General features: G+C 62.3%; 21 protein-coding genes. 10 read left to right on the top strand and 11 right to left on the bottom strand.

Annotated features, from left to right (window positions below; translation table 11 throughout):
• Positions 1 to 223: 223 nt before the first annotated feature.
• From QYE47_RS18515 to QYE47_RS18505, 3 genes are all read right to left on the bottom strand, one after another.
• Positions 224 to 1,129, bottom strand: coding sequence for an alpha/beta hydrolase (locus QYE47_RS18515; RefSeq protein WP_041167075.1), 906 nt, complete (start codon positions 1,127 to 1,129; stop codon positions 224 to 226).
• A 176-nt stretch (positions 1,130 to 1,305) separates the two neighbouring features.
• Entirely contained in the window at positions 1,306 to 1,992 is a 687-nt protein-coding gene (locus QYE47_RS18510; RefSeq protein WP_014592340.1) for an LrgB family protein, read from the bottom strand.
• Complete coding sequence (locus QYE47_RS18505; RefSeq protein ID WP_014592341.1) at positions 1,982 to 2,368, bottom strand: CidA/LrgA family protein; 387 nt, start codon at positions 2,366 to 2,368, stop codon at positions 1,982 to 1,984. The genes QYE47_RS18510 and QYE47_RS18505 overlap by 11 nt, the downstream gene beginning before the upstream one ends.
• Before the next feature lie 97 nt (positions 2,369 to 2,465).
• Between QYE47_RS18505 and QYE47_RS18500 the strand changes: the two genes are divergently transcribed.
• A complete protein-coding gene (locus QYE47_RS18500) occupies positions 2,466 to 3,347 on the top strand; it encodes a LysR family transcriptional regulator (RefSeq protein WP_014592342.1) in 882 nt (293 codons plus the stop codon).
• A 21-nt stretch (positions 3,348 to 3,368) separates the two neighbouring features.
• Here QYE47_RS18500 and QYE47_RS18495 read toward each other — a convergent pair whose 3' ends face one another.
• The gene (locus tag QYE47_RS18495) at positions 3,369 to 3,824 is read right to left on the bottom strand and encodes a flavodoxin (RefSeq protein WP_014592343.1); all 456 of its coding nucleotides are present in this window, start codon (positions 3,822 to 3,824) and stop codon (positions 3,369 to 3,371) included.
• Between the two features lie 115 nt (positions 3,825 to 3,939).
• Between QYE47_RS18495 and QYE47_RS18490 the strand changes: the two genes are divergently transcribed.
• Entirely contained in the window at positions 3,940 to 4,368 is a 429-nt protein-coding gene (locus QYE47_RS18490) for a PAS sensor domain-containing protein (protein WP_014592344.1), read from the top strand.
• Positions 4,369 to 4,427: 59 nt separating this feature from the next.
• Positions 4,428 to 5,045, top strand: coding sequence for a hypothetical protein (locus tag QYE47_RS18485; protein WP_014592345.1), 618 nt, complete (start codon positions 4,428 to 4,430; stop codon positions 5,043 to 5,045).
• Here the strand turns inward: QYE47_RS18485 and QYE47_RS18480 are convergent.
• Positions 5,030 to 5,965, bottom strand: coding sequence for a MerR family transcriptional regulator (locus QYE47_RS18480; protein ID WP_041167076.1), 936 nt, complete (start codon positions 5,963 to 5,965; stop codon positions 5,030 to 5,032). The genes QYE47_RS18485 and QYE47_RS18480 overlap by 16 nt on opposite strands.
• Positions 5,966 to 6,184: 219 nt before the next feature.
• Here QYE47_RS18480 and QYE47_RS18475 point away from each other — a divergent pair, with 219 nt between their 5' ends.
• Genes QYE47_RS18475 through QYE47_RS18460 form a run of 4 tightly spaced genes read left to right on the top strand, consistent with a single transcriptional unit; the run spans position 6,185 to position 8,156 of the window.
• Positions 6,185 to 6,745 (top strand): antibiotic biosynthesis monooxygenase, encoded by a 561-nt coding sequence (locus tag QYE47_RS18475; protein WP_010955292.1) that lies wholly within the window; start codon positions 6,185 to 6,187, stop codon positions 6,743 to 6,745.
• A gap of 33 nt (positions 6,746 to 6,778) precedes the next feature.
• Positions 6,779 to 7,516, top strand: a complete 738-nt coding sequence (gene folM, locus QYE47_RS18470) for a dihydromonapterin reductase (protein WP_010955293.1) — start codon at positions 6,779 to 6,781, stop codon at positions 7,514 to 7,516.
• A gap of 9 nt (positions 7,517 to 7,525) precedes the next feature.
• Complete coding sequence (locus tag QYE47_RS18465; protein ID WP_010955294.1) at positions 7,526 to 7,822, top strand: DUF1244 domain-containing protein; 297 nt, start codon at positions 7,526 to 7,528, stop codon at positions 7,820 to 7,822.
• Positions 7,815 to 8,156, top strand: a complete 342-nt coding sequence (locus tag QYE47_RS18460; RefSeq protein ID WP_014592347.1) for a HopJ type III effector protein — start codon at positions 7,815 to 7,817, stop codon at positions 8,154 to 8,156. The genes QYE47_RS18465 and QYE47_RS18460 overlap by 8 nt, the downstream gene beginning before the upstream one ends.
• Positions 8,157 to 8,200: 44 nt before the next feature.
• Here the strand turns inward: QYE47_RS18460 and QYE47_RS18455 are convergent, their stop codons facing one another.
• Together QYE47_RS18455 and fabV are read right to left on the bottom strand one after the other, a co-directional pair.
• The gene (locus QYE47_RS18455; RefSeq protein ID WP_014592348.1) at positions 8,201 to 9,109 is read right to left on the bottom strand and encodes an alpha/beta fold hydrolase; all 909 of its coding nucleotides are present in this window, start codon (positions 9,107 to 9,109) and stop codon (positions 8,201 to 8,203) included.
• Between the two features lie 84 nt (positions 9,110 to 9,193).
• Positions 9,194 to 10,405 (bottom strand): enoyl-ACP reductase FabV, encoded by a 1,212-nt coding sequence (gene fabV, locus QYE47_RS18450; RefSeq protein WP_003251642.1) that lies wholly within the window; start codon positions 10,403 to 10,405, stop codon positions 9,194 to 9,196.
• A gap of 301 nt (positions 10,406 to 10,706) precedes the next feature.
• On the opposite strand from fabV, the gene QYE47_RS18445 reads away from it, so the two are divergent.
• Positions 10,707 to 11,885: an acetyl-CoA C-acetyltransferase gene (locus tag QYE47_RS18445; RefSeq protein ID WP_014592349.1), complete on the top strand. Its 1,179-nt coding sequence runs from the start codon at positions 10,707 to 10,709 to the stop codon at positions 11,883 to 11,885.
• Between the two features lie 432 nt (positions 11,886 to 12,317).
• On the opposite strand, the gene QYE47_RS18440 is transcribed toward QYE47_RS18445, so the two are convergent.
• Positions 12,318 to 13,142, bottom strand: a complete 825-nt coding sequence (locus tag QYE47_RS18440) for a 5-methyltetrahydropteroyltriglutamate--homocysteine methyltransferase (protein ID WP_014592350.1) — start codon at positions 13,140 to 13,142, stop codon at positions 12,318 to 12,320.
• 229 nt (positions 13,143 to 13,371) lie between these two features.
• Here QYE47_RS18440 and QYE47_RS18435 point away from each other — a divergent pair, with 229 nt between their 5' ends.
• The gene (locus QYE47_RS18435) at positions 13,372 to 14,859 is read left to right on the top strand and encodes a methylenetetrahydrofolate reductase C-terminal domain-containing protein (RefSeq protein WP_041167077.1); all 1,488 of its coding nucleotides are present in this window, start codon (positions 13,372 to 13,374) and stop codon (positions 14,857 to 14,859) included.
• On the opposite strand, the gene yjiA is transcribed toward QYE47_RS18435, so the two are convergent.
• The 3 genes from yjiA to QYE47_RS18420 all read right to left on the bottom strand — a co-directional run bounded on the left by yjiA (position 14,819) and on the right by QYE47_RS18420 (position 18,155).
• A complete protein-coding gene (gene yjiA, locus QYE47_RS18430) occupies positions 14,819 to 15,796 on the bottom strand; it encodes a GTPase (protein WP_014592351.1) in 978 nt (325 codons plus the stop codon). The two genes, QYE47_RS18435 and yjiA, sit on opposite strands and share 41 nt — an antisense overlap.
• A 77-nt stretch (positions 15,797 to 15,873) precedes the next feature.
• Entirely contained in the window at positions 15,874 to 16,071 is a 198-nt protein-coding gene (locus QYE47_RS18425) for a YbdD/YjiX family protein (RefSeq protein ID WP_003251633.1), read from the bottom strand.
• 17 nt (positions 16,072 to 16,088) lie between these two features.
• Positions 16,089 to 18,155 (bottom strand): carbon starvation CstA family protein, encoded by a 2,067-nt coding sequence (locus tag QYE47_RS18420; protein WP_014592352.1) that lies wholly within the window; start codon positions 18,153 to 18,155, stop codon positions 16,089 to 16,091.
• A 177-nt stretch (positions 18,156 to 18,332) separates the two neighbouring features.
• Between QYE47_RS18420 and QYE47_RS18415 the strand changes: the two genes are divergently transcribed.
• Entirely contained in the window at positions 18,333 to 18,695 is a 363-nt protein-coding gene (locus QYE47_RS18415; RefSeq protein WP_003251630.1) for a PilZ domain-containing protein, read from the top strand.
• The last annotated feature ends 245 nt before the right edge of the window (positions 18,696 to 18,940 follow it).

The raw sequence follows: 18,940 nt of genomic DNA, 5'->3' as shown, positions 1-18,940 counted from the left end.
ACGGTGAATGTCGACAGAAGCTATTTTTCCTGACGGATCAAGCGCTTATTCTTGACTCACTGGCCGGCTTGAAGGGCTCTCCCCCCCGCCTTTCAAGCCTGCCAGGTTCACCGACGTAGATTTTGAAGCTCCTTGATCTGACGTCTCGATTGGCCGCTGCGGCTTGCAGCGGCCTTTTTTTTGGCGTCTGAACATGTACCCTGGCTGTCCGCTCAAAGTCTCGTCATGACCACGCCACCTTCGGCGGGTAGAAGCTCAGCAGCTGCTCACGAAAGGCCAGGTAGTGGCGCAGCACCTGCCCCGGCGCTTCAGTATGCGGGTAATGGCCAATGCCCAGTAACTGCACGGTGTCCGGCTCCGGCACCAGTTGCCGGTAGCGCTCAAGCATGTGCGCGCCGGAAAGCGGGTCGACCACGCCATTGATCAAGCGCAGCGGCACGCCTTTTCGTTGCATCGCCCCGACCCAGCGTTCGCGGTGCAACCTGCGCTCCGGCATGTAACCCACCAGCTTGTGCAGGATGCGCGTGCCCCGGTTGGCAGCGATCAGGCTCCAGAAATCATCCAGCGCGCTTTCACTGGGATGGGTGCAGGGGCCATACACCTGCATCACATTACGCACCAGGTCGTCACGCCCGAACGAGCGCCCGACAAGCCAGCCAAACCGGCTGAGCAGCAGCTTCTGGATCAGTAGCATGCGGCAGCTTTCGGGGAACAGCCCGCTGTTGAGAAACACGCAACTGGCGATGCCGGCACGCTGCTCATGGTGTCGCGCCAACAGTTCCTGAGCCACGCTGCCGCCATAGTCGTGGGCCAGCAGGTGCACGGGCTGCGCGACCTGCAGATGGGCAAGCAATGCCTGCTGCAAGTCTGCCTGCTCCATCAGGCTGTAAGTGTGATCGACGGGCTTGTCCGAATCACCAAAGCCGAGCATGTCGCAAGCGATCACCCGGAAACGTTGGCTCAGAGGGCCCCACAGGTAGTGCCAGTCCCAACTGGCGGTGGGGAAACCGTGTAACAGAAGCAGAGGCTCTCCTTGCCCTGCGGTCCAGTAGCGGATGCTCTGGCCCCGGAACATGAAACTCTGTGCCCGGGTACGCCAGACGCACAATGGAATCTCGGCCATAGGCATCAGATGGGTCCCGGTGTAGGGGTATTGGCGGAATAGGGCAAGGCTGCGGTCATTGCATGTCACCTCGGCACTTACATGTGCTCTCTATGTCGAGGCAAAGTCTAGCCAGCAGCCCATTGGCTGGAACTTGCGTTGCCAGCCAGCTTGATGACTGAGCGAGTCAGTGGCACGAACGGTCAGAGCAGCAAGGCCAACAAAGGCGCCGCGAACAGGTTGAGCAGCCCGGTCAGGACCATCACCAGGCCGGCCACCGAGCCTTCCTCACGGCCCACTTCCTGCGCCCGGCTGACCCCGGCACCATGCGCGCCAACACCGAACAGCGCCCCCCGTGCCAGCGGTGTGCGCAGCGGCAGCCAACGCAACAGCACACCGCCGAACATGGCACCGAGCACGCCGGTGAACATCACGAACACCGCGGTCAGTTCTGGCACCCCACCCAGGTCATGGGCCAGGGGCATGGCAAATGGCGTGGTGATCGAGCGCGGCACCAGCGACAGGCTGGTTGCGCTGTCCAGCGCCAACAGGTGCGCCAACCCCCAGGAGCTGGCGATCGAGGCACTGCTGCCGGCTACCATGCCCACCATCAGGGCCGGCCAATGACGCGCCAGCATGGCCCGCTGCTGCCAGATCGGCACCGCGAAAGCTACAGTCACCGGGCCGAGCACCCCCATCAACCAGTGGGTGTTGCGCGCATACTCGGCATAGGCCGTATGCAGCGGCACGGCCACACCCAGCAGCAACACCGGCACCAGGATCAACGGCGACAGCAGGTAGCGCTTGCTACGCCGATACAACCAACGGCTGCCCAGGTAAGCCAGCAAGGTCAAGGCCAACCAGAACAGCGGCATGGGTTCAAGGCTCACGGCGCAGCCTCCAGCGGCACACCATCTCAACGGTCATGGCGGTCACTATCATCACCATCAGCGTGCTCACGGCGATCACCAGCAAGATGCGCCAGCCCTCTTCACGGATCAGTGCGCCATAGTCGAGCAGGCTCATCAGCGCCGGGATGAAGAACAACAGCATCTCAGCCATCAGCCAGCCGGCCCCCAATTGCAGCATGGCCGGCTTGAGCACACCCGAAGCGAACAGTATCAACAGCAGTGCCAGGCCCATCACACCGCCGGGGATCGGCCAGCCCAGCCAACTGGCAATCTGGCCACCGAGCAGGAACAGGGCACAGATAACCGCCAGCTCGACGAGCAGGCGCAGGGCTTTTTTCAATAATGCAGGATTCATGGCGGGGTTCCTCGACAGGCCCTCATTTTAAGATTTGGCTGCCTAGGCCAGAAGCGAATTGTTAGACTGCCTGCCATTCCAGAATGGAATCGAAGCAATGGAATTCAAACAACTTCGCAGCTTTATCGAAGTGGTCCACCGCGGCGGCTTTACCCAGGCGGCACAGACACTGCACATCAGCCAGTCGGCCGTAAGCAAGCAGGTGGCCCAGCTTGAGCAAGATGTGGGCCAGCCGCTGCTGGAGCGTCAGGCGTCGCACCTGCACCTGACCGCTGCCGGGCGCATCGTGCTGGAGCGTGGCGAAGCCCTGCTGCGCCAGCGCCAGGCGCTGCTCAACGAGCTGGACGATCTCAGCCAGATGGAGCGTGGCGAACTACGCCTGGGCTTGCCGATGCTTGGCAGCGACACGTTGTTCGCCGGCTTGTTCGCCGAGTACCGGCGGCGCCATCCGAACATCGCCATCCAGCTGCTTGAAGGCGGCAGCCGCAGCGTCGAACAGGCCGTCAGAAGTGGCGAACTGGAACTGGGCGGCTGCTTGACGCCCACCGACGAGGCATTCGACTACCAGCCCTTCTGCAACGAACCACTGGATGCCTTGCTGCCGGCTGGCCATGCCCTGGCGGGCCTGGACGCCGTGGGCCTGGGGCAACTGGCCGACACACCGTTTCTGCTGTACCAGCGCAGTTTCGTGCTCAACGACCGGCTGCTGAAGGCGTGCCAGCAGCAGGGCTTCACCCCCAAGGAAGGCGGGCGCAGCGGCCAGGCGGATTTTTTGGCGGCGCTGGTGGCGGCGGGCCAGGGCGTGGTGATGCTGCCCCGGGTGGTGGCAAAAGCGCTGGAGCGCCCCGGGGTGGTGCGTGTGCCGTTGAATGCGCAGGAGGATTTGCGTTGGGATATCGCGTTTATCTGGCGACGCGGCGCCTACCTGTCACGGGCGGCGCAGGCGTGGTTGGCCTTGTTGCGCGAGCCCCTCGGCTAACACGCCTGCACAGGTGCCGGGTCAGGCGTTCAGTGCGCTCGCCAACTCAGCCAGCCAAGGCTCGGCATCCGCCTCCGGGGTCACCGTCTCGCTCGCATCCAGGCGCAGCATTGGCTGCACTTCGCGCACGCCCAGTTCGGCGAACAGCTCACGCATCTGCTCGCCACCACCGCAATAGGTATCGCCGTAACTGGAGTCGCCCAAGGCGATCACCGCGCCAGGCAGGCCGCGCCAAGCCGCGGGCAGTGTGTCACGAAGGGTGCTGTACAGCGCCATGAGGTTGTCCGGCAACTCACCCATGCCGGTGGTAGAGGTCACGGCCAGCAAGGCGTCGGGGGCAAAGCCCTGAAGATCCTGAAGAGTGGCACGCGCAGCATGCCAGGCCTCGAACCCCGCCGCCTTGAGCAGCGATTCAGCATGACGGGCGACTTCTTCGGCGGTGCCATAGACCGAGCCGGAAATAATGGCGACTTTCATCGGGTAGAGGATTCCGAAACTGAGTGAAAACGTAGGATACTAGCATTCAACGCTGGCAAAAGGCCGCCGTTACCCACGTCGCCATCTTCCGTTTTTCTTTACCAATGGCCCGGACATGATCAACGCGCAATTGCTGCAATCGATGGTCGATGCGTCCAATGACGGCATCGTGGTTGCCGAAAAGGAAGGCGACGACACCATCCTGATCTACGTGAACGCCGCTTTCGAATGCCTCACTGGCTACAGCCGTGACGAGATTCTCTATCAGGATTGCCGGTTCCTGCAGGGTGACGACCGTGACCAGCTTGGCCGCGCACGCATCCGCAAGGCCATGGCCGAGGGCCGCCCATGTCGCGAAGTGCTGCGCAACTATCGCAAGGATGGCAGCGCCTTCTGGAACGAGTTGTCGATCACGCCGGTGAAGAGCGACTTCGACCAGCGCACCTACTTCATCGGCATCCAGAAGGACGTCAGCCGCCAGGTCGAACTGGAACGGGAGCTGGCAGAACTGCGCGCTCGTCCGAAACCCGACGAACGCGCCTGAACCAAGTCCGCCACGCACGGTCAATTCCGTTGAAGAAATCGCCACCACCGAGTTCGATTATGCAAGCAGACGCGCTCCTGACCCAGGACGAGCTGGATTTCATACAGAACATGCAGCATTCGCCGCAACTTAACCTGGCTGACACTATGTCGAGCCTGCTGGTCAATGGCGACCGCCGCATACAAAGCTTGCTCACCCGGTTGGTGGCTAACGAGCAGGTGACCTTGCAGGCCCAGTTCAACAACCAGCAGATCAGTTTTCCGCTGCAGCTGGTAGAGGACGAGTTCCACGCCCTGCACCTGCAGCTGGGCTCACCGGAAATCTACGAAGACGGCCCCATGCTGCGCCCATGGCGCTTGTCGCTGGACCAGCCGAGCGCACTGCTCAATGCCCATGACGAGGCAAGCGGCCTGTGGGTGCGCGAGATTTCCTTCAAAGGCGTGCTGCTGGAAGTCCGTGATTTGCCAACAGCCCCCACCCGCTTCGAGCTGCGCTTCGCCCCCGGCGGCATCACCCCGATCGAACTGCATGGTGTGTTGGGCCGGCGCATCGGCACGGACCTAGCTGCCTACGACCTCGGCCAAAGCCCAGCCGAAGAAATCGAACGCCTGCGCGACTACATCCTCCAGGCCCACCGCCACGCCCACCCCGAGCTGCACACTCAGGTATCGAGCTGACGAGCCAGAAACTGCCGCAAGCGCTGGCGCATCACACTGCCCTGCGCGCCCAGGCAGGCTACAGGGCTGCCAGCCAGGCTGTCCTGTACCGCTTCCGCCGCTTCACCGGCCAGTAACAACGGGCATTCCAGCATCGACGCCAGGCGCTTGAAGTGCCTGGCGAGTTCTGCTGTGGGCGACTGATGGGAAAACAGCACCAGGGCGTCCGGCTTCAGCCGTTCGCAGACCAGCGCAAGCTCTTGCAGCGGCTGCCCGTTCGCCAGCGGGATCACGCGTGTTTCGTCGCTGCCCAGGATCAGGCTGGTTACCAGCAACTCAAGCTCATGGCACTGCCCCGGCAATGGCGCCAATAGCACGGTGCGGCTACACGGCACACGGGCCAGCTGCAAGCGGGCGAAAACCCGACCGCGCAGGAACTGGTCATAGAACAGCCATTCGCTGGCCTGCCCATAGCCGCCTTGCCGAACGACCATGTCATGCCAAACCGGCATGAACACATCGGCGAAAACCTGGTCCAGGGTGCTGGCCGCGAACACCTCGTCATAGAGGCGATTCAGGCTCGCCACATCGAAGTGTTGTACCGCCAGGCGAATCTGGTTTTGCCAGCGCAGGCAGGCGTCCACCGCGCCGCCAGCCTGCCCGGAGAGCGCATTGTCGCGAGCGAGAATGCTGCCCACCTTGCTGACCGCCACGCCGCGCTCCAGCCACCCGAGGATACGGCGGATTTCATCGATATCAGCCAGGGAATACAGGCGGTGACCACTGTCGGTACGGATGGGCTGGATCAGCCCATAACGGCGTTCCCAGGCGCGAAGGGTCACGGCGTTGACACCGGTCAAGCGTGACACTTCACGAATCGGAAACAGCTCCTGCTGCTCGAAACTCGCATCGATCACCGGTTTACGTCCCTGCTCGTTCATCTGCACGAAGTACCCTGAGTGCGTAAAAACTGTGCACATAGCTTACTACGACTGTGTCGGTCTGTTGGACCCACCGTTTGCCAGCTGATAGTTGCCGAGGAACGCAACTTCGCGATAATGCGTGCCCGATTCTTGCATGCACGACTGCGTCGCCCACCACCCCGGGCCACACAGCCAAAGGGCCAGCTACCCGCCAGCCCCATTGCCAGGAGATACACAATGTCTACCCCACCCGTCACCCTCATGGTGTCGCGCCGCGCCGCCCATGGCCGCTACCAGGACCTGCTGGCCTGGCTGCACGAAGGCGAACAGCTGGCCACCGACTTCCCTGGCTACCTCGGCTCGGGCATCCTTGCCCCGCCCCGGGATGGCGACGAATTTCAGATCATCTTCCGCTTCAGCGACGAGCCGACGCTGCATGCCTGGGAGCACTCCGCCTCTCGCCGCGCATGGTTACAACGCGGCAACGGTCTGTTCGAACGCCCCAAAGAGGCGCGCGTTAGCGGTATCGACGACTGGTTCGGCACCAACACGGTGCAGAAACCGCCACGCTGGAAGCAGGCCGTGGCCATCTGGCTGGCGTTTTTCCCAGTTTCGCTGGCCTTCAACCTGCTGTTCGGCCATTGGTTGACGGCACTCGACCTCGTGCCCCGGGTACTGCTCAGCACCCTGGCCCTGACGCCGGTCATGGTGTACCTGTTCATCCCGCTGTCCACCCGCCTGCTAGCCAGTTGGCTGCATGCCTCCCCGGCCACTGCCGGCGCCTTGCGCAGCCGCTGAGGCCAGGCCATACAACAGGGAAACAGTTCGGGTATGCTGGGTGGCAACCAAAGGACAGACAAGTTGACCACCCCGAACATGAACAGCCCCATTCTCGTTACCGGAGCCAGCCAGCGCGTCGGGCTGGCCCTGGCCCTCGAACTGGCACAGGCCGGCCATACGGTGGTCAGTGCCAGCCGCAGCATCCAGCCGCAGGCAGCCCACCCCAACATCGTGCAGTTTCAGGCCGACCTGTGCCAGGCGGGCGACCGCCAGGCGCTGATCGATCACCTGCACGATCGTTACGACGGACTGCGCGCCATCATCCACAACGCCTCGCTATGGCTCGACGACGGCCTCGACAACCTCGAGACCATGTTCCGCCTGCACGTCGAAGCGCCCTACCACCTCAACCTGGCCCTGGGCGACCTGCTGGCCAAGGTGGAAAAGGCCGACATCATCCACATCTGCGACGAAACCTCCTCGCGCGGCAGTAAAAGCCACATCGGCTACGCCGCCACCAAGGCCGCGCTGCAGAACATGGTGCTGTCATTCGCCGAAAAATATGCGCCCAAGGTGCGTGTGAACGGTATCCTGCCTGGGCTGCTGATCCTCAAGGAAGGGGGTGACGACGCCTACCGCCAGCAAACCCTGAAAAAGGCCCTGCTGGAGTTCGAACCCGGCGCCGGCCCGCTGATCGAGACCGTCAAGTACCTGCTCGCCAGCCAGTACAGCACCGGCAGCCAGGTGGTCATCAACGGTGGCCGCCACCTGAAGAACCGCATGACTTGAGAGAAGACCATGACCCCACAGCAACAGCTCGAGCTCGAGGCCGCCGCGTTCCGGCGCCTGGTCGAACACCTGCAAAAGCGCACCGATGTACAGAACATCGACCTGATGAACCTGTCCGGTTTCTGCCGCAACTGCCTGTCCAAGTGGTACAAGGCCGCCGCTGACGAGCGTCAGCTGGACCTGAGCCTGGATGATGCCCGCGAAGCGGTGTACGGCATGCCCTACGCCGAGTGGAAAGCCCAATACCAGAAAGAAGCCAGCGCCGAACAACAAGCGGCGTTCGAAAAAGGAAAACCTCGTGACTGACCTGAATACCCTGCGCGCAAGCCTGGCCAGCGGCCAACATGTATTTGCCGATACCTTGGCGTTCATTGCCGACAACTACAGCTACCAGCCGCAGGCCTTCAATAACGGCGGTGTGGAGAATGCGGCAGGGCAGAACGAAGGTTCGTGCAAAACCCTGGGCCTGGCCTTGCTTGAAGGGCTGAGCGACCAGGAAGCACTGCTGGCCTTCGGCGAGCACTACCGTGATGTGCTGGCCACGCCTGAGGGCAGCGACCATGGCAACATCCGTGCACTGATCAAACACGGACTGGCGGGCGTGAAGTTTGCTGCGCAGCCGCTTGCGCGCAAGGCTTGAGATAGCCGGGGCCGCTTTGCGGCCCCACGATCCTGCGCCCACCGTCAATCGATGATTGTGCCAGGCCCCCCACCTTCCAGCCTCCCCTGCCGCAACCACTGCAAGGCTACCGGCCACAAGCTTTCGCGAAACCGGTCATGGAAAAACGCGAAATGGCCAATTTCCTCGGCCGAGATATCCACAGGTGCAATACGCAGGTGCTTTCGCTCGGCCCCCTGTAGATAACCCAACAAACGCTCGGTCGCCGCCACGGTCCCGAAAGGGTCGTCCGTCAGACTGATGGCCAGCGTCGTCGCACGCACCTGGGCGAACGGTAGCGCCGCCAACGCCCGCCCGCTGGGGCGGTGCTCATAACGTGGGGTACGCGTGCTCCAGTCGTGCACCACGCCGTATGGCGTGTCTTCCAGCCAACCCAGGCGCTTGCCGGGAAAGTAGCCGAATACCCGGGTCAACAGCGGCATGACCACATGCCACTTGCCGAACAGCTGCCAGCGCTGGTTGGCCGCGTAGTCGCGCCAGTAGGCGAACTGCGCGCCAACCATCACGACCCGACGGATCAGGCCAGCCGACGGTGCCAGGCCTACTGCACAACCGCCGAAACTGTGCCCCACCACGTCCACCGGCTGACCTGGAAAATGCGCTGCCGCATGCGCCAGCATGGCTTCGAAATCCAGCCGGCCCCAGTCGCTCCAGGAGGCCTGGAAACCACGCAGCGACGCCGGCCGGGATTCGCCGATACCACGGTAGTCGTAGGTCAGCACATCACAGCCGTGGGCGAACAGGTAGTCGGCAAAACGGGCGTAATAACGGCAGCGTACCGAAGTGGCAGCGTTGATGATCACCAGCGGGCGCTGGGGGTCAGGTTGGGCGTGGCGCCAGCAGAAGCCGCCGAGGCGGTAGCCGTCGGCCGCGGGGTGGCGAAATGGGGTAGCAGGTTGGGTGAGGCTACTCATGGCGCATTCCCTGTCGTTGTGCGCCAAAACTAGCAAATATTTTGTAGCCTGTACCGGCCTCTTCGCGGGTGCAGGCTGATCCGATTACAGCTCGACGCAGTCGAACTTCACATCGGTGGCCACGTCTTCGTCGTAGTTGACGTCAGCGCGCTCGAAGCCGAACAGGTTGAGGAACTGCTTCTTGTAACCGGCGTAGTCGGTCAGTTCGAACAGGTTCTCGGTGGTCACCTGTGGCCACAGGGCCTTGCAGGCGTTCTGCACGTCGTCACGCAGTTCCCAGTCGTCCAGGCGCAGGCGCCCCTTCTCGTCGACCTCTGCCGGCGCACCGTCGGTACGGTACATACGGTCGCGGTACATGCGGTCGAGCTGGTCCTGGGTGCCTTCGTGAACACCTTTCTCCTGCATGATCTTGAAGACCATCGACAGGTACAGTGGCATCACCGGGATGGCCGAGCTGGCCTGGGTAACCACCGACTTGAGCACCGCCACATTGGCGCCGCCTTTCACTTCACCGGCCAGCTTCTGGTTCAGACGCAGGGCGGTTTCGTCCAGGTCCTGCTTGGCCTGGCCCAGTGCACCGTGCCAGTAGATCGGCCAGGTGATATCGCTGCCGATATAGCTGAAGGCCACGGTGCGAGCGCCTTCGGCCAGTACATTGGCGCCAGCCAGCGCATCGATCCACAGCTGCCAGTCCTGGCCACCCATGACGGTGACGGTGTCGGCAATTTCCTGCTCGGTGGCCGGCTCGATGCTGGCCTCGATGATGGTGTCCTTGTTGGTGTCGATGGCGGTCGACTTGTATGGCTGGCCGATCGGCTTGAGTGCCGAGCGAATGACTTCACCGGTCTGCGGCAGCTTGCGCACGGGCGAAGCCAGCGAGTAGATGACCAGGTCGACCTTGCCACCCATTTCGTTCTTGATCAGCTCGATGACCTTGGCGCGGGCTTCGTCGGAGAAGGCGTCACCGTTGATCGACTTGCTGTACAGGCCCTCGGCCTTGGCGAACTTGTCGAAGGCGGCAGCGTTGTACCAGCCAGCAGTGCCGGCCTTGGTCTCGGTGCCTGGTTTTTCGAAGAACACGCCCAGGGTGTCGGCCTTGAAGCCGAAGGCCGCCGTGATGCGGGCAGCCAGGCCGTAGCCGCTGGAAGCACCGATGACCAGGACCTTCTTCGGGCCATCCTCGCGTACGCCCAGCTTGCGGGTGGCTTCGATCTGGTCACGGACGTTGAGCTCGCAGCCCTTCGGGTGAGTCGTGGTGCAGATGAAACCGCGAACCTTAGGATGAATGATGGCCAATGTCTGTACCTCGTCAGGTTTATGCCAGGAAAGCGCCGCTTGGGGCGATTCCGATTGATCAGAGGGTGAGACTACCCCCGCAGGTTATCCGACACATATTACGGGGTGATCAGAGGGATGCAAAACCAGAGTTCGTCTGTGCAGGAGGGTCATGGCTGCAGGAAATCCAGATTGGCTGGTTAGAACCTTCGCCAGCCATTGATTTGCTTTTCACATCAATCAGAAAGAAAAACAAACTTAACAAATAAGCCAAACCCGCCGATGCTGGCGGCACTACGCCCATTGCACGGAGAACAACAACATGAACGACGTGGTGATCGTCGCCGCAACCCGTACCGCCATCGGCAGCTTTCAGGGCGCCTTGGCCACAGTGCCTGCGGTCGACCTCGGCGCCGCCGTGATCAAGCAACTGCTGAAACAAACCGGGCTGGACCCGGCGCAGGTCGACGAAGTCATCCTCGGCCAAGTGCTCACTGCCGGTGCCGGTCAGAACCCGGCACGCCAGGCAGCGATCAAGGCTGGCCTGCCTTTCAGCGTACCGGCCCTGACCCTGAACAAGGTCTGCGGCTCGGGCCTCAAGGCCCTGCACCTGGCCGCCCAGGCGATCCGCTGTGGCGATGCCGAAGTGGTGATTGCCGGTGGCCAGGAGAACATGAGCCTTGCCCCCTACGTCATGCCCTCGGCCCGCACCGGCCAGCGCATGGGCCATGGCCAACTGATCGACAGCATGATCACGGACGGCCTGTGGGATGCCTTCAATGACTACCACATGGGCATCACTGCCGAAAACCTGGTGGACAAGTACGGCCTCAGCCGTGAGCAGCAGGATGCCTTTGCTGCCGAATCGCAGCGCAAGGCAGTGGCAGCGATCGAGGCTGGCCGTTTCGACGCTGAAATCACCCCCATCGTGCTGCCGCAGAAAAAGGGAGAGCCCAAGGTTTTTGCCCGTGACGAGCAACCACGCCCGGACACCACCGCCGAGTCCCTGGCCAAACTGCGCCCGGCCTTCAAGAAGGACGGCAGCGTCACCGCAGGCAATGCCTCCAGCCTGAACGACGGCGCCGCCGCCGTGCTTTTGATGAGCGCAGCGAAGGCCGAGGCTTTGGGCTTGCAGGTACTGGCGAAGATCGCCGCCTACGCCAGTGCCGGGGTAGACCCCGCGATCATGGGCATTGGTCCGGTTTCGGCGACCCAGCGTTGCCTGGACAAGGCCGGTTGGCAACTGGCCGAACTGGACCTGATCGAAGCCAACGAAGCCTTTGCCGCCCAGGCGCTGGCCGTGGGCAATGCGCTGGAATGGGATGCCGCGCGGGTCAACGTCAATGGAGGGGCGATTGCCCTGGGCCACCCGATTGGTGCTTCCGGGTGCAGGGTGCTGGTGACCCTGCTGCACGAGATGATCAAACGGGATGCCAAGAAAGGCCTGGCGACCTTGTGCATTGGTGGTGGACAAGGGGTGGCGCTGGCCATCGAGCGCTGATTGATTCAAGCAGGCCCGGCCTCTTCGCGGGTAAACCCGCTCCTACACTGATCGGTGGTGGACACACATCGGTGATCGGGCGCAGGCCGTCGTAGGAGCGGGTTCACCCGCGAAAGGGCCGGGCCTGCTGGCCAATTTCCACCAGCCGTTCACCGTTGCAGCTGCCACCGTATTCGCGGGTAAACCCGCTCCTACACAGATCGGTGGTGGACACACATTGGTGATCGGGCGCAGGCCGTCGTAGGAGCGGGTTCACCCGCGAAAGGGCCGGGCCTGCTGGCCAATTCCCACCCGTCGTTCACCGTTGCCGCCGCCACCGTATTCGCGGGTAAACCCGCTCCTACACTGGTGGTGGACACACATCGGTGATCGGGCGCAGGCCGTTGTAGGAGCGGGTTTACCCGCGAAAGGGCCGGCACAGGCAGCAAATGATCAAGCCGCGGCTCGAGCCTGCTCCAGCGAAGCGGCCAGCACCGCCACTTCCTGGCACTTCTGCACAGCCAGATCCACTGGACTCTCCAGCAACGAACAGGCCGGCGCCAACCACAGCCGCTCACCCAGGCGTTCATGGGCTTCGTGCAGCAGCCCCAGGGTCTTGCCCAGATCGCAGGGCGAGGCGTTGCGACCGTCGACCAGGCCCAGCGACAGGACCTTGTAGGCCGGCAGGCGGTCGAGAATGGTCTGGTACTGCTCGGGCGCCTGAACCAGATCGACGTGCAGGCCATCGACCGGCAGGTTGGCGGCCAGGCCGAGGTTGCCCTCCAGGCCACCGAAGTACGTGGCGATCAGCTTCTTCAACGGTGCGCGTTGAAGGATGTTGTAGACGCGTTCATAGGCGTTTTTCCAGTCCTGGGGCAGCGCCTGAGCGAGGATGGGTTCATCGATCTGCACCCATTCAACGCCCAGCGCGGCCAGGCGGTTGAGGAGCTGGTCATACACGGGCAGCAGGCGGTCAAGCAGCTCCAGCTTGTCGAAGTCACCGCCCAGGGTCTGGCCCTGCCACAGGTAGGTCAAGGGGCCGATCACTACCGGCTTGACTGCATGACCCAGTGCCTTGGCGTGCTCCACTTCATCGAACAGTGGTTCCCAGTTCAGAATGAACGGCTGATCGCCTGCGCTAAGCACGTGGCTGTCCCAGGCGAAATCGCCGACCGGCAGCAGCTCGATGCCAGCGTCTTTCTGCACCTGCCAGTGGCGGGCACGCAGCTCGCGGTCACGGCCGATGTGTGGAAAGCCCAGGTTATGTGCCAGTGCCATGTCTTGTCCCTTCAGCATGCTTGAATGAATGAAGGGGATTCTCCGGCTGGCGGGGTATTGAGACAAACTCATTAAATTTGAGATGAACCCAAGAAATCTTCATGATCATGCTGTCATGGTCTTCGCGCCCCCATGTCTCATTCAGATCACCACCTTGCGCATCCGGACATGACCCGGCTCGCCTTCTGCCGCACAATGCCACCCTGACCATACCAGGTGCCCGGCCAATATGAGCCTGCTGAAAACCGCCCTGCGCGAACAGAACTTCGTCTGCGTAATGGAGTTCGTCCCCAAGCCTTCCGCAGAACGATTTGCCGCCATGGAAGCGATCATGGCCCGCGCGCACCTGTGCGGCTGGCCTATGACCGTCGCCATCGGTGATCGTGTCGGCAGCCCGCTGGACATGTCACCGCTGGACGCCCTTGCCTCGTTCAGCAACCCGGTGCCTGCCCTGCCGCATTTTTCAGGCAAGGATCGCGAACGCCACCACCTGCTCGCCCAACTGCAACGCATGGACGCCGCTGGCCTCGACCAGCTGTTACTGCTGACTGGCGACCGCCTGCCCGGCCATGAAACTGGCCAGCGCCCGGTGCGTTATCTGGAATCGGTCGCCGCCCTGCAGGTTGCTCGCCAGGCCTGCCCGCACTGGCTGCTGGGCGCGGCGCTTAACCCGTTCAAGTACCACGAGGAAGAAGGCGGCGCCCAGTATTTCAAGGCCGAGAAAAAGCTGGCAGCGGGGGCTGACTTCCTCACCTTGCAGCTGGGCTTCGATGCCGCCAAGCATCAGGAAGCCATACACTGGATGCGCCGTCAGGCCTCACCCAAGCCCATGCTGGCCTGCCTCATGAGCCTCACCCACGGGCGCGCGGCGATGCTCGACCACGTGGCCGGCGTCACTGTCACGCCATCCATGCGCGACATGCTCGAAGCGGAGACGGCGCAGTCCAAGGCCTTTGCCCAGGCGCGCAGTGTTGACCGCCTGGCCTTGCAGATTATCGGTACAAAGCTGATGGGGTACGCCGGTGTGCACCTGTCAGGGGTTCACACACTCGAACAGCTGCTGGCCCTGGAGGCCCGTATCGAGCACTGGCAAACCCAGGTTCAGTCTCTGGAGCAATGGGCACCAGCCTGGCACGCCAGCTGGCAGATGCCTGGCCTGCCGGCGGTGACCTTCCATCCGCCACAGGCTGGCTGGCGCCTGGGCGAGTCTCGGGTCGATGCCTCACTCAAGGAAAAAGCCCGCTATCACCTGATGCATGGCATGCACGCACTGCTGTTCAGCCGGCGCAACAGCCTGAGCAAGGCCTTCGGCTGGGCGGTGCGCCAGCCTCTGTGGGGTACACGCGTCGGCGCACACGTGCTGCACACGCTGGAGCGCAGTGTGAAGCGCCCGCTGGTGGGTTGCGACACCTGCGGCCGTTGCCGCCTGGAAGACACCTTGTATATCTGCCCGGAAACCTGCCCTAAAGGCCTGGCCAATGGCCCTTGCGGCGGAACCGCCCTGAACCGCTGCGAGTTCGGCGACCGCGAGTGCATCCACAGCGTCAAGTACCGCACCGCCAAAGCAGTGCGGCAAACCGCTGTGCTGACCGAACGCCTGATCCCGTGCATCGAGGTCGAAACCCGCCACCGCAGCTCATGGCCGCAGTGGTTCGCGGGGCAGGCGCCGCAGCGGCTCAGCCCGCAGCCATTGCCTCGAAGCCAGCCCGAATCGTAGCCTCGGGCAGTTCATCGGCAATGAACACCATCACGCTCTCGCGCGCTTCGCCTGCAGCCCACTCGGCGTCCCAGTCGAAGCCATACAGCTTGAGCACGCCCTGAAACACCAGCTTGCGCTCCTCGCCGGCAATGTTCAGTACGCCCTTGTAGCGCAGCAGCTGTTTGCCGTGGGTTTCCAGCAGCTCATTCATGAAGTTGCTGAGGCGGTCGATATCCAGCGGGGCTTCGGTACGCAGCACCATCGTGGAGATACGGTCCGGGGTGGCAGGCTTGAGCACCGGTCGCAACATCGGTTTCAGGTTCACCCCAAGGTCGGGGTTGAGGTTGAAACCTCGCACATCCAGTAATTCAGCCAGGTCGATGCAGCCGTGCTCAACCACACGGATCGCAGCCCTGCTATTGATGCGGACCAGGCGTTCGCGCAGGGCTTCAACCGCAGCAGGCTCAACCAGGTCGGTCTTGCTCAGCAGCAGACGATCGGCAAAGCCGACCTGCGCCTGAGCGATGGTCTGGGTCAGATGTAGTTCGGCATGCGCGGCATCGACAAGGGTGATGATGCCGTCGAGGATGTAGCGCTCACGCAGCTCCTCGTCGATGAAAAACGTTTGCGCTACCGGCGCCGGGTCGGCCAGGCCGGTGCATTCGATCACCAGGCGATCGAAAGCGATTTCCCCGGCATCCAGGCGTTCAAGCAGCAGGTAGAGCGCGCGAGTCAGGTCGCCATGGATGCTGCAACATACACAACCGTTGGCCAAGGTCATGACCTGCACCGGCTGGTCACCCAGCAGTTGGCTGTCGATGCCGGCCTCGCTGAATTCATTTTCGATCACGGCGAGCTTCAGGCCATGCTCGGCCTTGAGCATGTGCTTGAGCAAGGTGGTCTTGCCGGCACCGAGGAAGCCTGTGAGGACGGTTACGGGAATGGGCGTCTGCACGCAAAATACTCCTGAATCTGAAAATGACTGTGGGAGCCGGTTACCCAGGCTCCCACAGGTTTACACGTACCGCAGGCTCAACAGCACTTGGGCCCTGACTTGCCACCGTAACGTGCTTCCTGACGTTCGCGGAAGAACGCCTCGTAGCTCATCACCGGCTTGTCCGGATGCGTTTTCTGCATGTGTTCGACATAGTTGTCGTAGTCGGGCATGCCGACCATCAGGCGGGCTGCCTGCCCCAGGTATTTGCCCAGTCGACCCAAGTCGTTGAACATGATTGCAGTCCTCTCGATTACGCGTCAGGCAACGCCTGGAACGGGGTTTCCTTGTCGCTACGTTCTTTGCGGCCCAAGGCGGCGTAGCCGACCTTGATGGCGAAGAACAGGATGCTGAAGACCACCAGCAGGAACAAGATCGTCAGGCCCGCGTTGGTGTAGGCGTTGAAGATCACGTGCTGCATCTGCCCGATGTCCTTGGCCGGGGCCAGTACCTGGCCGGCGTCCAGCGCAGTGCTGTACTTCTTGGCCAGGGCCAGGAAGCCGACAGCCGGATTGGGGTCAAACAGCTTGATCAGGCCTGCAGCCGTGGTGCAGATCAGCAGCCATACGGCCGGCAGCAGGGTGACCCAGATGTAGCGCTGACGCTTCATCTTGATCAGCACCACAGTACCGAGCATCAAGGCGATACCGGCCAGCATCTGGTTGGAGATACCAAACAGCGGCCACAAGGTGTTGATGCCACCCAGTGGGTCGATGACGCCCTGGTACAGCAGATAGCCCCAGAGCGCCACGCAGCCAGCGGTGGCGAGCAGGTTGGCCCCCCACGATTCGGTGCGTTTGAGTGCAGGCACGAAGCTGCCCAGCAGGTCCTGCAGCATGAAGCGCCCGGCACGAGTACCAGCGTCTACCGCCGTGAGGATGAACAGCGCCTCGAACAGGATCGCGAAGTGGTACCAGAAGGCCATGGTGTTTTCACCTGGCAACACCTGGTGCAGGATCTGCGCGATACCGACCGCCAGGGTTGGCGCACCGCCGGCACGGGCCAGGATGGTGTGCTCGCCGATGTCACGGGCAACGGCTTCGAGCTGCTCGGGTGTAATCAGGAAGCCCCAACTGCTGACGGTCTGCGCCACCGACGCGACATCGGTACCGACTACTGCCGCCGGGCTGTTCATGGCGAAGTACACGCCCGGTTCGATCACCGAGGCCGCAACCATGGCCATGATGGCGACGAACGATTCCATCAGCATGCCGCCGTAGCCGATATAGCGGGCGTTGGTTTCGTTATCCAGCAGCTTGGGGGTGGTCCCCGAGGAAATCAGCGCGTGGAAGCCGGACACCGCACCACAGGCAATGGTGATGAACAGGAACGGGAACAGGGTCCCCTTCCACACCGGGCCCGTGCCGTCGGTGAACTGGGTCAGCGCCGGCATTTTCAGCTCGGGCGCGATGATCAGGATACCGATGGCCAGGCCAACGATGGTGCCGATCTTCAGGAAGGTCGAGAGGTAATCCCGCGGCGCCAGTACCAGCCACACCGGCAGCACGGCGGCGACAAAGCCGTAACCCACCAGCATCCAGGTGATCTGCACGCCGGTGAACGTGAACGCCGGGCCCCACACCGGATCTGCAGCGATCACGCCCCCCAGCCAGATCGAGGCCAGCAGCAGTACCACGCCAACGACCGAGATTTCGCCAATGCGGCCCGGGCGGATGTAGCGCATGTAGATGCCCATGAACATCGCGATCGGGATGGTCGCCATCACCGTGAACATGCCCCATGGGCTTTCGGCCAGGGCCTTGACCACAATCAGCGCCAGCACCGCGAGGATGATGATCATGATCAGGAAGCAGCCAAACAGGGCGATGGTGCCCGGGATTCTGCCCATTTCCTCGCGCACCATGTCGCCCAGCGAGCGCCCATTGCGGCGGGTAGACAGGAACAGGACCATGAAGTCCTGCACCGCACCGGCCAGCACCACGCCGGCGATCAGCCACAACGTGCCGGGCAGGTAGCCCATTTGCGCGGCGAGTACCGGCCCGACCAAGGGGCCTGCGCCGGCGATGGCAGCGAAGTGGTGACCGAAAAGAATGTGTTTGTTGGTCGGGACGTAGTCCAGGCCGTCATTGTTGAGCACCGCCGGGGTGGCACGGCGGGGGTCGAGTTGCATCACCTTGGTGGCGATGAACAGGCTGTAGTAACGATAGGCGACCAGGTAGATGGCCACCGCCGCGACCACGATCCACAAGGCGTTGATCGCCTCGCCGCGACGCAGGGCAACCACACCCAGTGCGCAGGCGCCTATGACTGCCAGCGCCAGCCACGGAATATGGCGTAGCAGGCTATTATTGTTGTTCATGGTTAGCTTCCAGCTGGTGGATTGGAAAGACCGCCCACCGAGTCTAGGGCCAGTCAAGCAGCATTGCCACACTTGCTTCGTTCTAGAGCCTCTGCGGCCAGATTGCAGTACCTGATGCACATGCAACTCTAACTATAGTCAGGATGACACCTGATGACCTATTCGAGGATCCAAGCCATGAGCGATCATGACGAACGCCGCCGCTTTCAACGCATCGACTTCGATGCCCCCATCGAGCTGCGCCAGGGGCTGAAACGCTGGCCTGCAAAACTGCTGGACCTTTCACTCAAAGGCTTGCTGATCGAACGCCCCGCAGGCTGGGATGCCGACCTGACTCAGGACTTCGACGCCATCATCGAGCTGAACGAAGATGCCCGTGTGCAGATGCAGGTCGAACTGCGCCACGAAGAACCGGACCGCCTGGGCTTCATCTGCCTGTACATCGACCTCGATTCGATGAGCCATTTGCACCGTCTTGTGGAGTTGAACGTGGCTGACAGCACCGAAATGATGCGTGAGCTGCGCGAACTCATCGAATAATGAAATCTCTTAGCTAGCTAATAGCCTTCCCGTCTGGTGTTTCTTGTCTACCCAGACAGCTTTAAGCCTGGGTAGCGATGCTTTGTACACACCCTTCCAATACAGCTTCTGCCAAGTTGGTACGCCTTCTGCATTGGGTTTTAACACACCCTGCAGCCGGATCTGTTCGCGCTCCGATCAAAATATTGTATACAATTCTTGTAGCAATCAATTGTAGGAAGTGTCTACAGTAGCGGCACAACAAT

The organism is Pseudomonas sp. 2,4-D, from assembly GCF_030418155.1.
GTDB lineage: Bacteria > Pseudomonadota > Gammaproteobacteria > Pseudomonadales > Pseudomonadaceae > Aquipseudomonas > Aquipseudomonas alloputida.
Note: the sequence above shows the minus strand (reverse complement) of the source record. Positions and strands in the feature narration are given on the sequence as shown.

What these genes read in the sequence shown, in the direction of transcription:
- QYE47_RS18515 (WP_041167075.1), bottom strand. Translation starts at nt 1,129, where the DNA reads ATGCCTATGGCCGAGATTCCATTGTGCGTCTGGCGTACCCGGGCACAG.
- QYE47_RS18505 (WP_014592341.1), bottom strand. Translation starts at nt 2,368, where the DNA reads ATGAATCCTGCATTATTGAAAAAAGCCCTGCGCCTGCTCGTCGAGCTG.
- QYE47_RS18500 (WP_014592342.1), top strand. Translation starts at nt 2,466, where the DNA reads ATGGAATTCAAACAACTTCGCAGCTTTATCGAAGTGGTCCACCGCGGC.
- QYE47_RS18495 (WP_014592343.1), bottom strand. Translation starts at nt 3,824, where the DNA reads ATGAAAGTCGCCATTATTTCCGGCTCGGTCTATGGCACCGCCGAAGAA.
- QYE47_RS18490 (WP_014592344.1), top strand. Translation starts at nt 3,940, where the DNA reads ATGATCAACGCGCAATTGCTGCAATCGATGGTCGATGCGTCCAATGAC.
- QYE47_RS18485 (WP_014592345.1), top strand. Translation starts at nt 4,428, where the DNA reads ATGCAAGCAGACGCGCTCCTGACCCAGGACGAGCTGGATTTCATACAG.
- QYE47_RS18480 (WP_041167076.1), bottom strand. Translation starts at nt 5,965, where the DNA reads ATGAACGAGCAGGGACGTAAACCGGTGATCGATGCGAGTTTCGAGCAG.
- QYE47_RS18475 (WP_010955292.1), top strand. Translation starts at nt 6,185, where the DNA reads ATGTCTACCCCACCCGTCACCCTCATGGTGTCGCGCCGCGCCGCCCAT.
- folM (WP_010955293.1), top strand. Translation starts at nt 6,779, where the DNA reads ATGCTGGGTGGCAACCAAAGGACAGACAAGTTGACCACCCCGAACATG.
- QYE47_RS18465 (WP_010955294.1), top strand. Translation starts at nt 7,526, where the DNA reads ATGACCCCACAGCAACAGCTCGAGCTCGAGGCCGCCGCGTTCCGGCGC.
- QYE47_RS18455 (WP_014592348.1), bottom strand. Translation starts at nt 9,109, where the DNA reads ATGAGTAGCCTCACCCAACCTGCTACCCCATTTCGCCACCCCGCGGCC.
- QYE47_RS18445 (WP_014592349.1), top strand. Translation starts at nt 10,707, where the DNA reads ATGAACGACGTGGTGATCGTCGCCGCAACCCGTACCGCCATCGGCAGC.
- QYE47_RS18440 (WP_014592350.1), bottom strand. Translation starts at nt 13,142, where the DNA reads ATGGCACTGGCACATAACCTGGGCTTTCCACACATCGGCCGTGACCGC.
- QYE47_RS18435 (WP_041167077.1), top strand. Translation starts at nt 13,372, where the DNA reads ATGAGCCTGCTGAAAACCGCCCTGCGCGAACAGAACTTCGTCTGCGTA.
- QYE47_RS18425 (WP_003251633.1), bottom strand. Translation starts at nt 16,071, where the DNA reads ATGTTCAACGACTTGGGTCGACTGGGCAAATACCTGGGGCAGGCAGCC.
- QYE47_RS18420 (WP_014592352.1), bottom strand. Translation starts at nt 18,155, where the DNA reads ATGAACAACAATAATAGCCTGCTACGCCATATTCCGTGGCTGGCGCTG.
- QYE47_RS18415 (WP_003251630.1), top strand. Translation starts at nt 18,333, where the DNA reads ATGAGCGATCATGACGAACGCCGCCGCTTTCAACGCATCGACTTCGAT.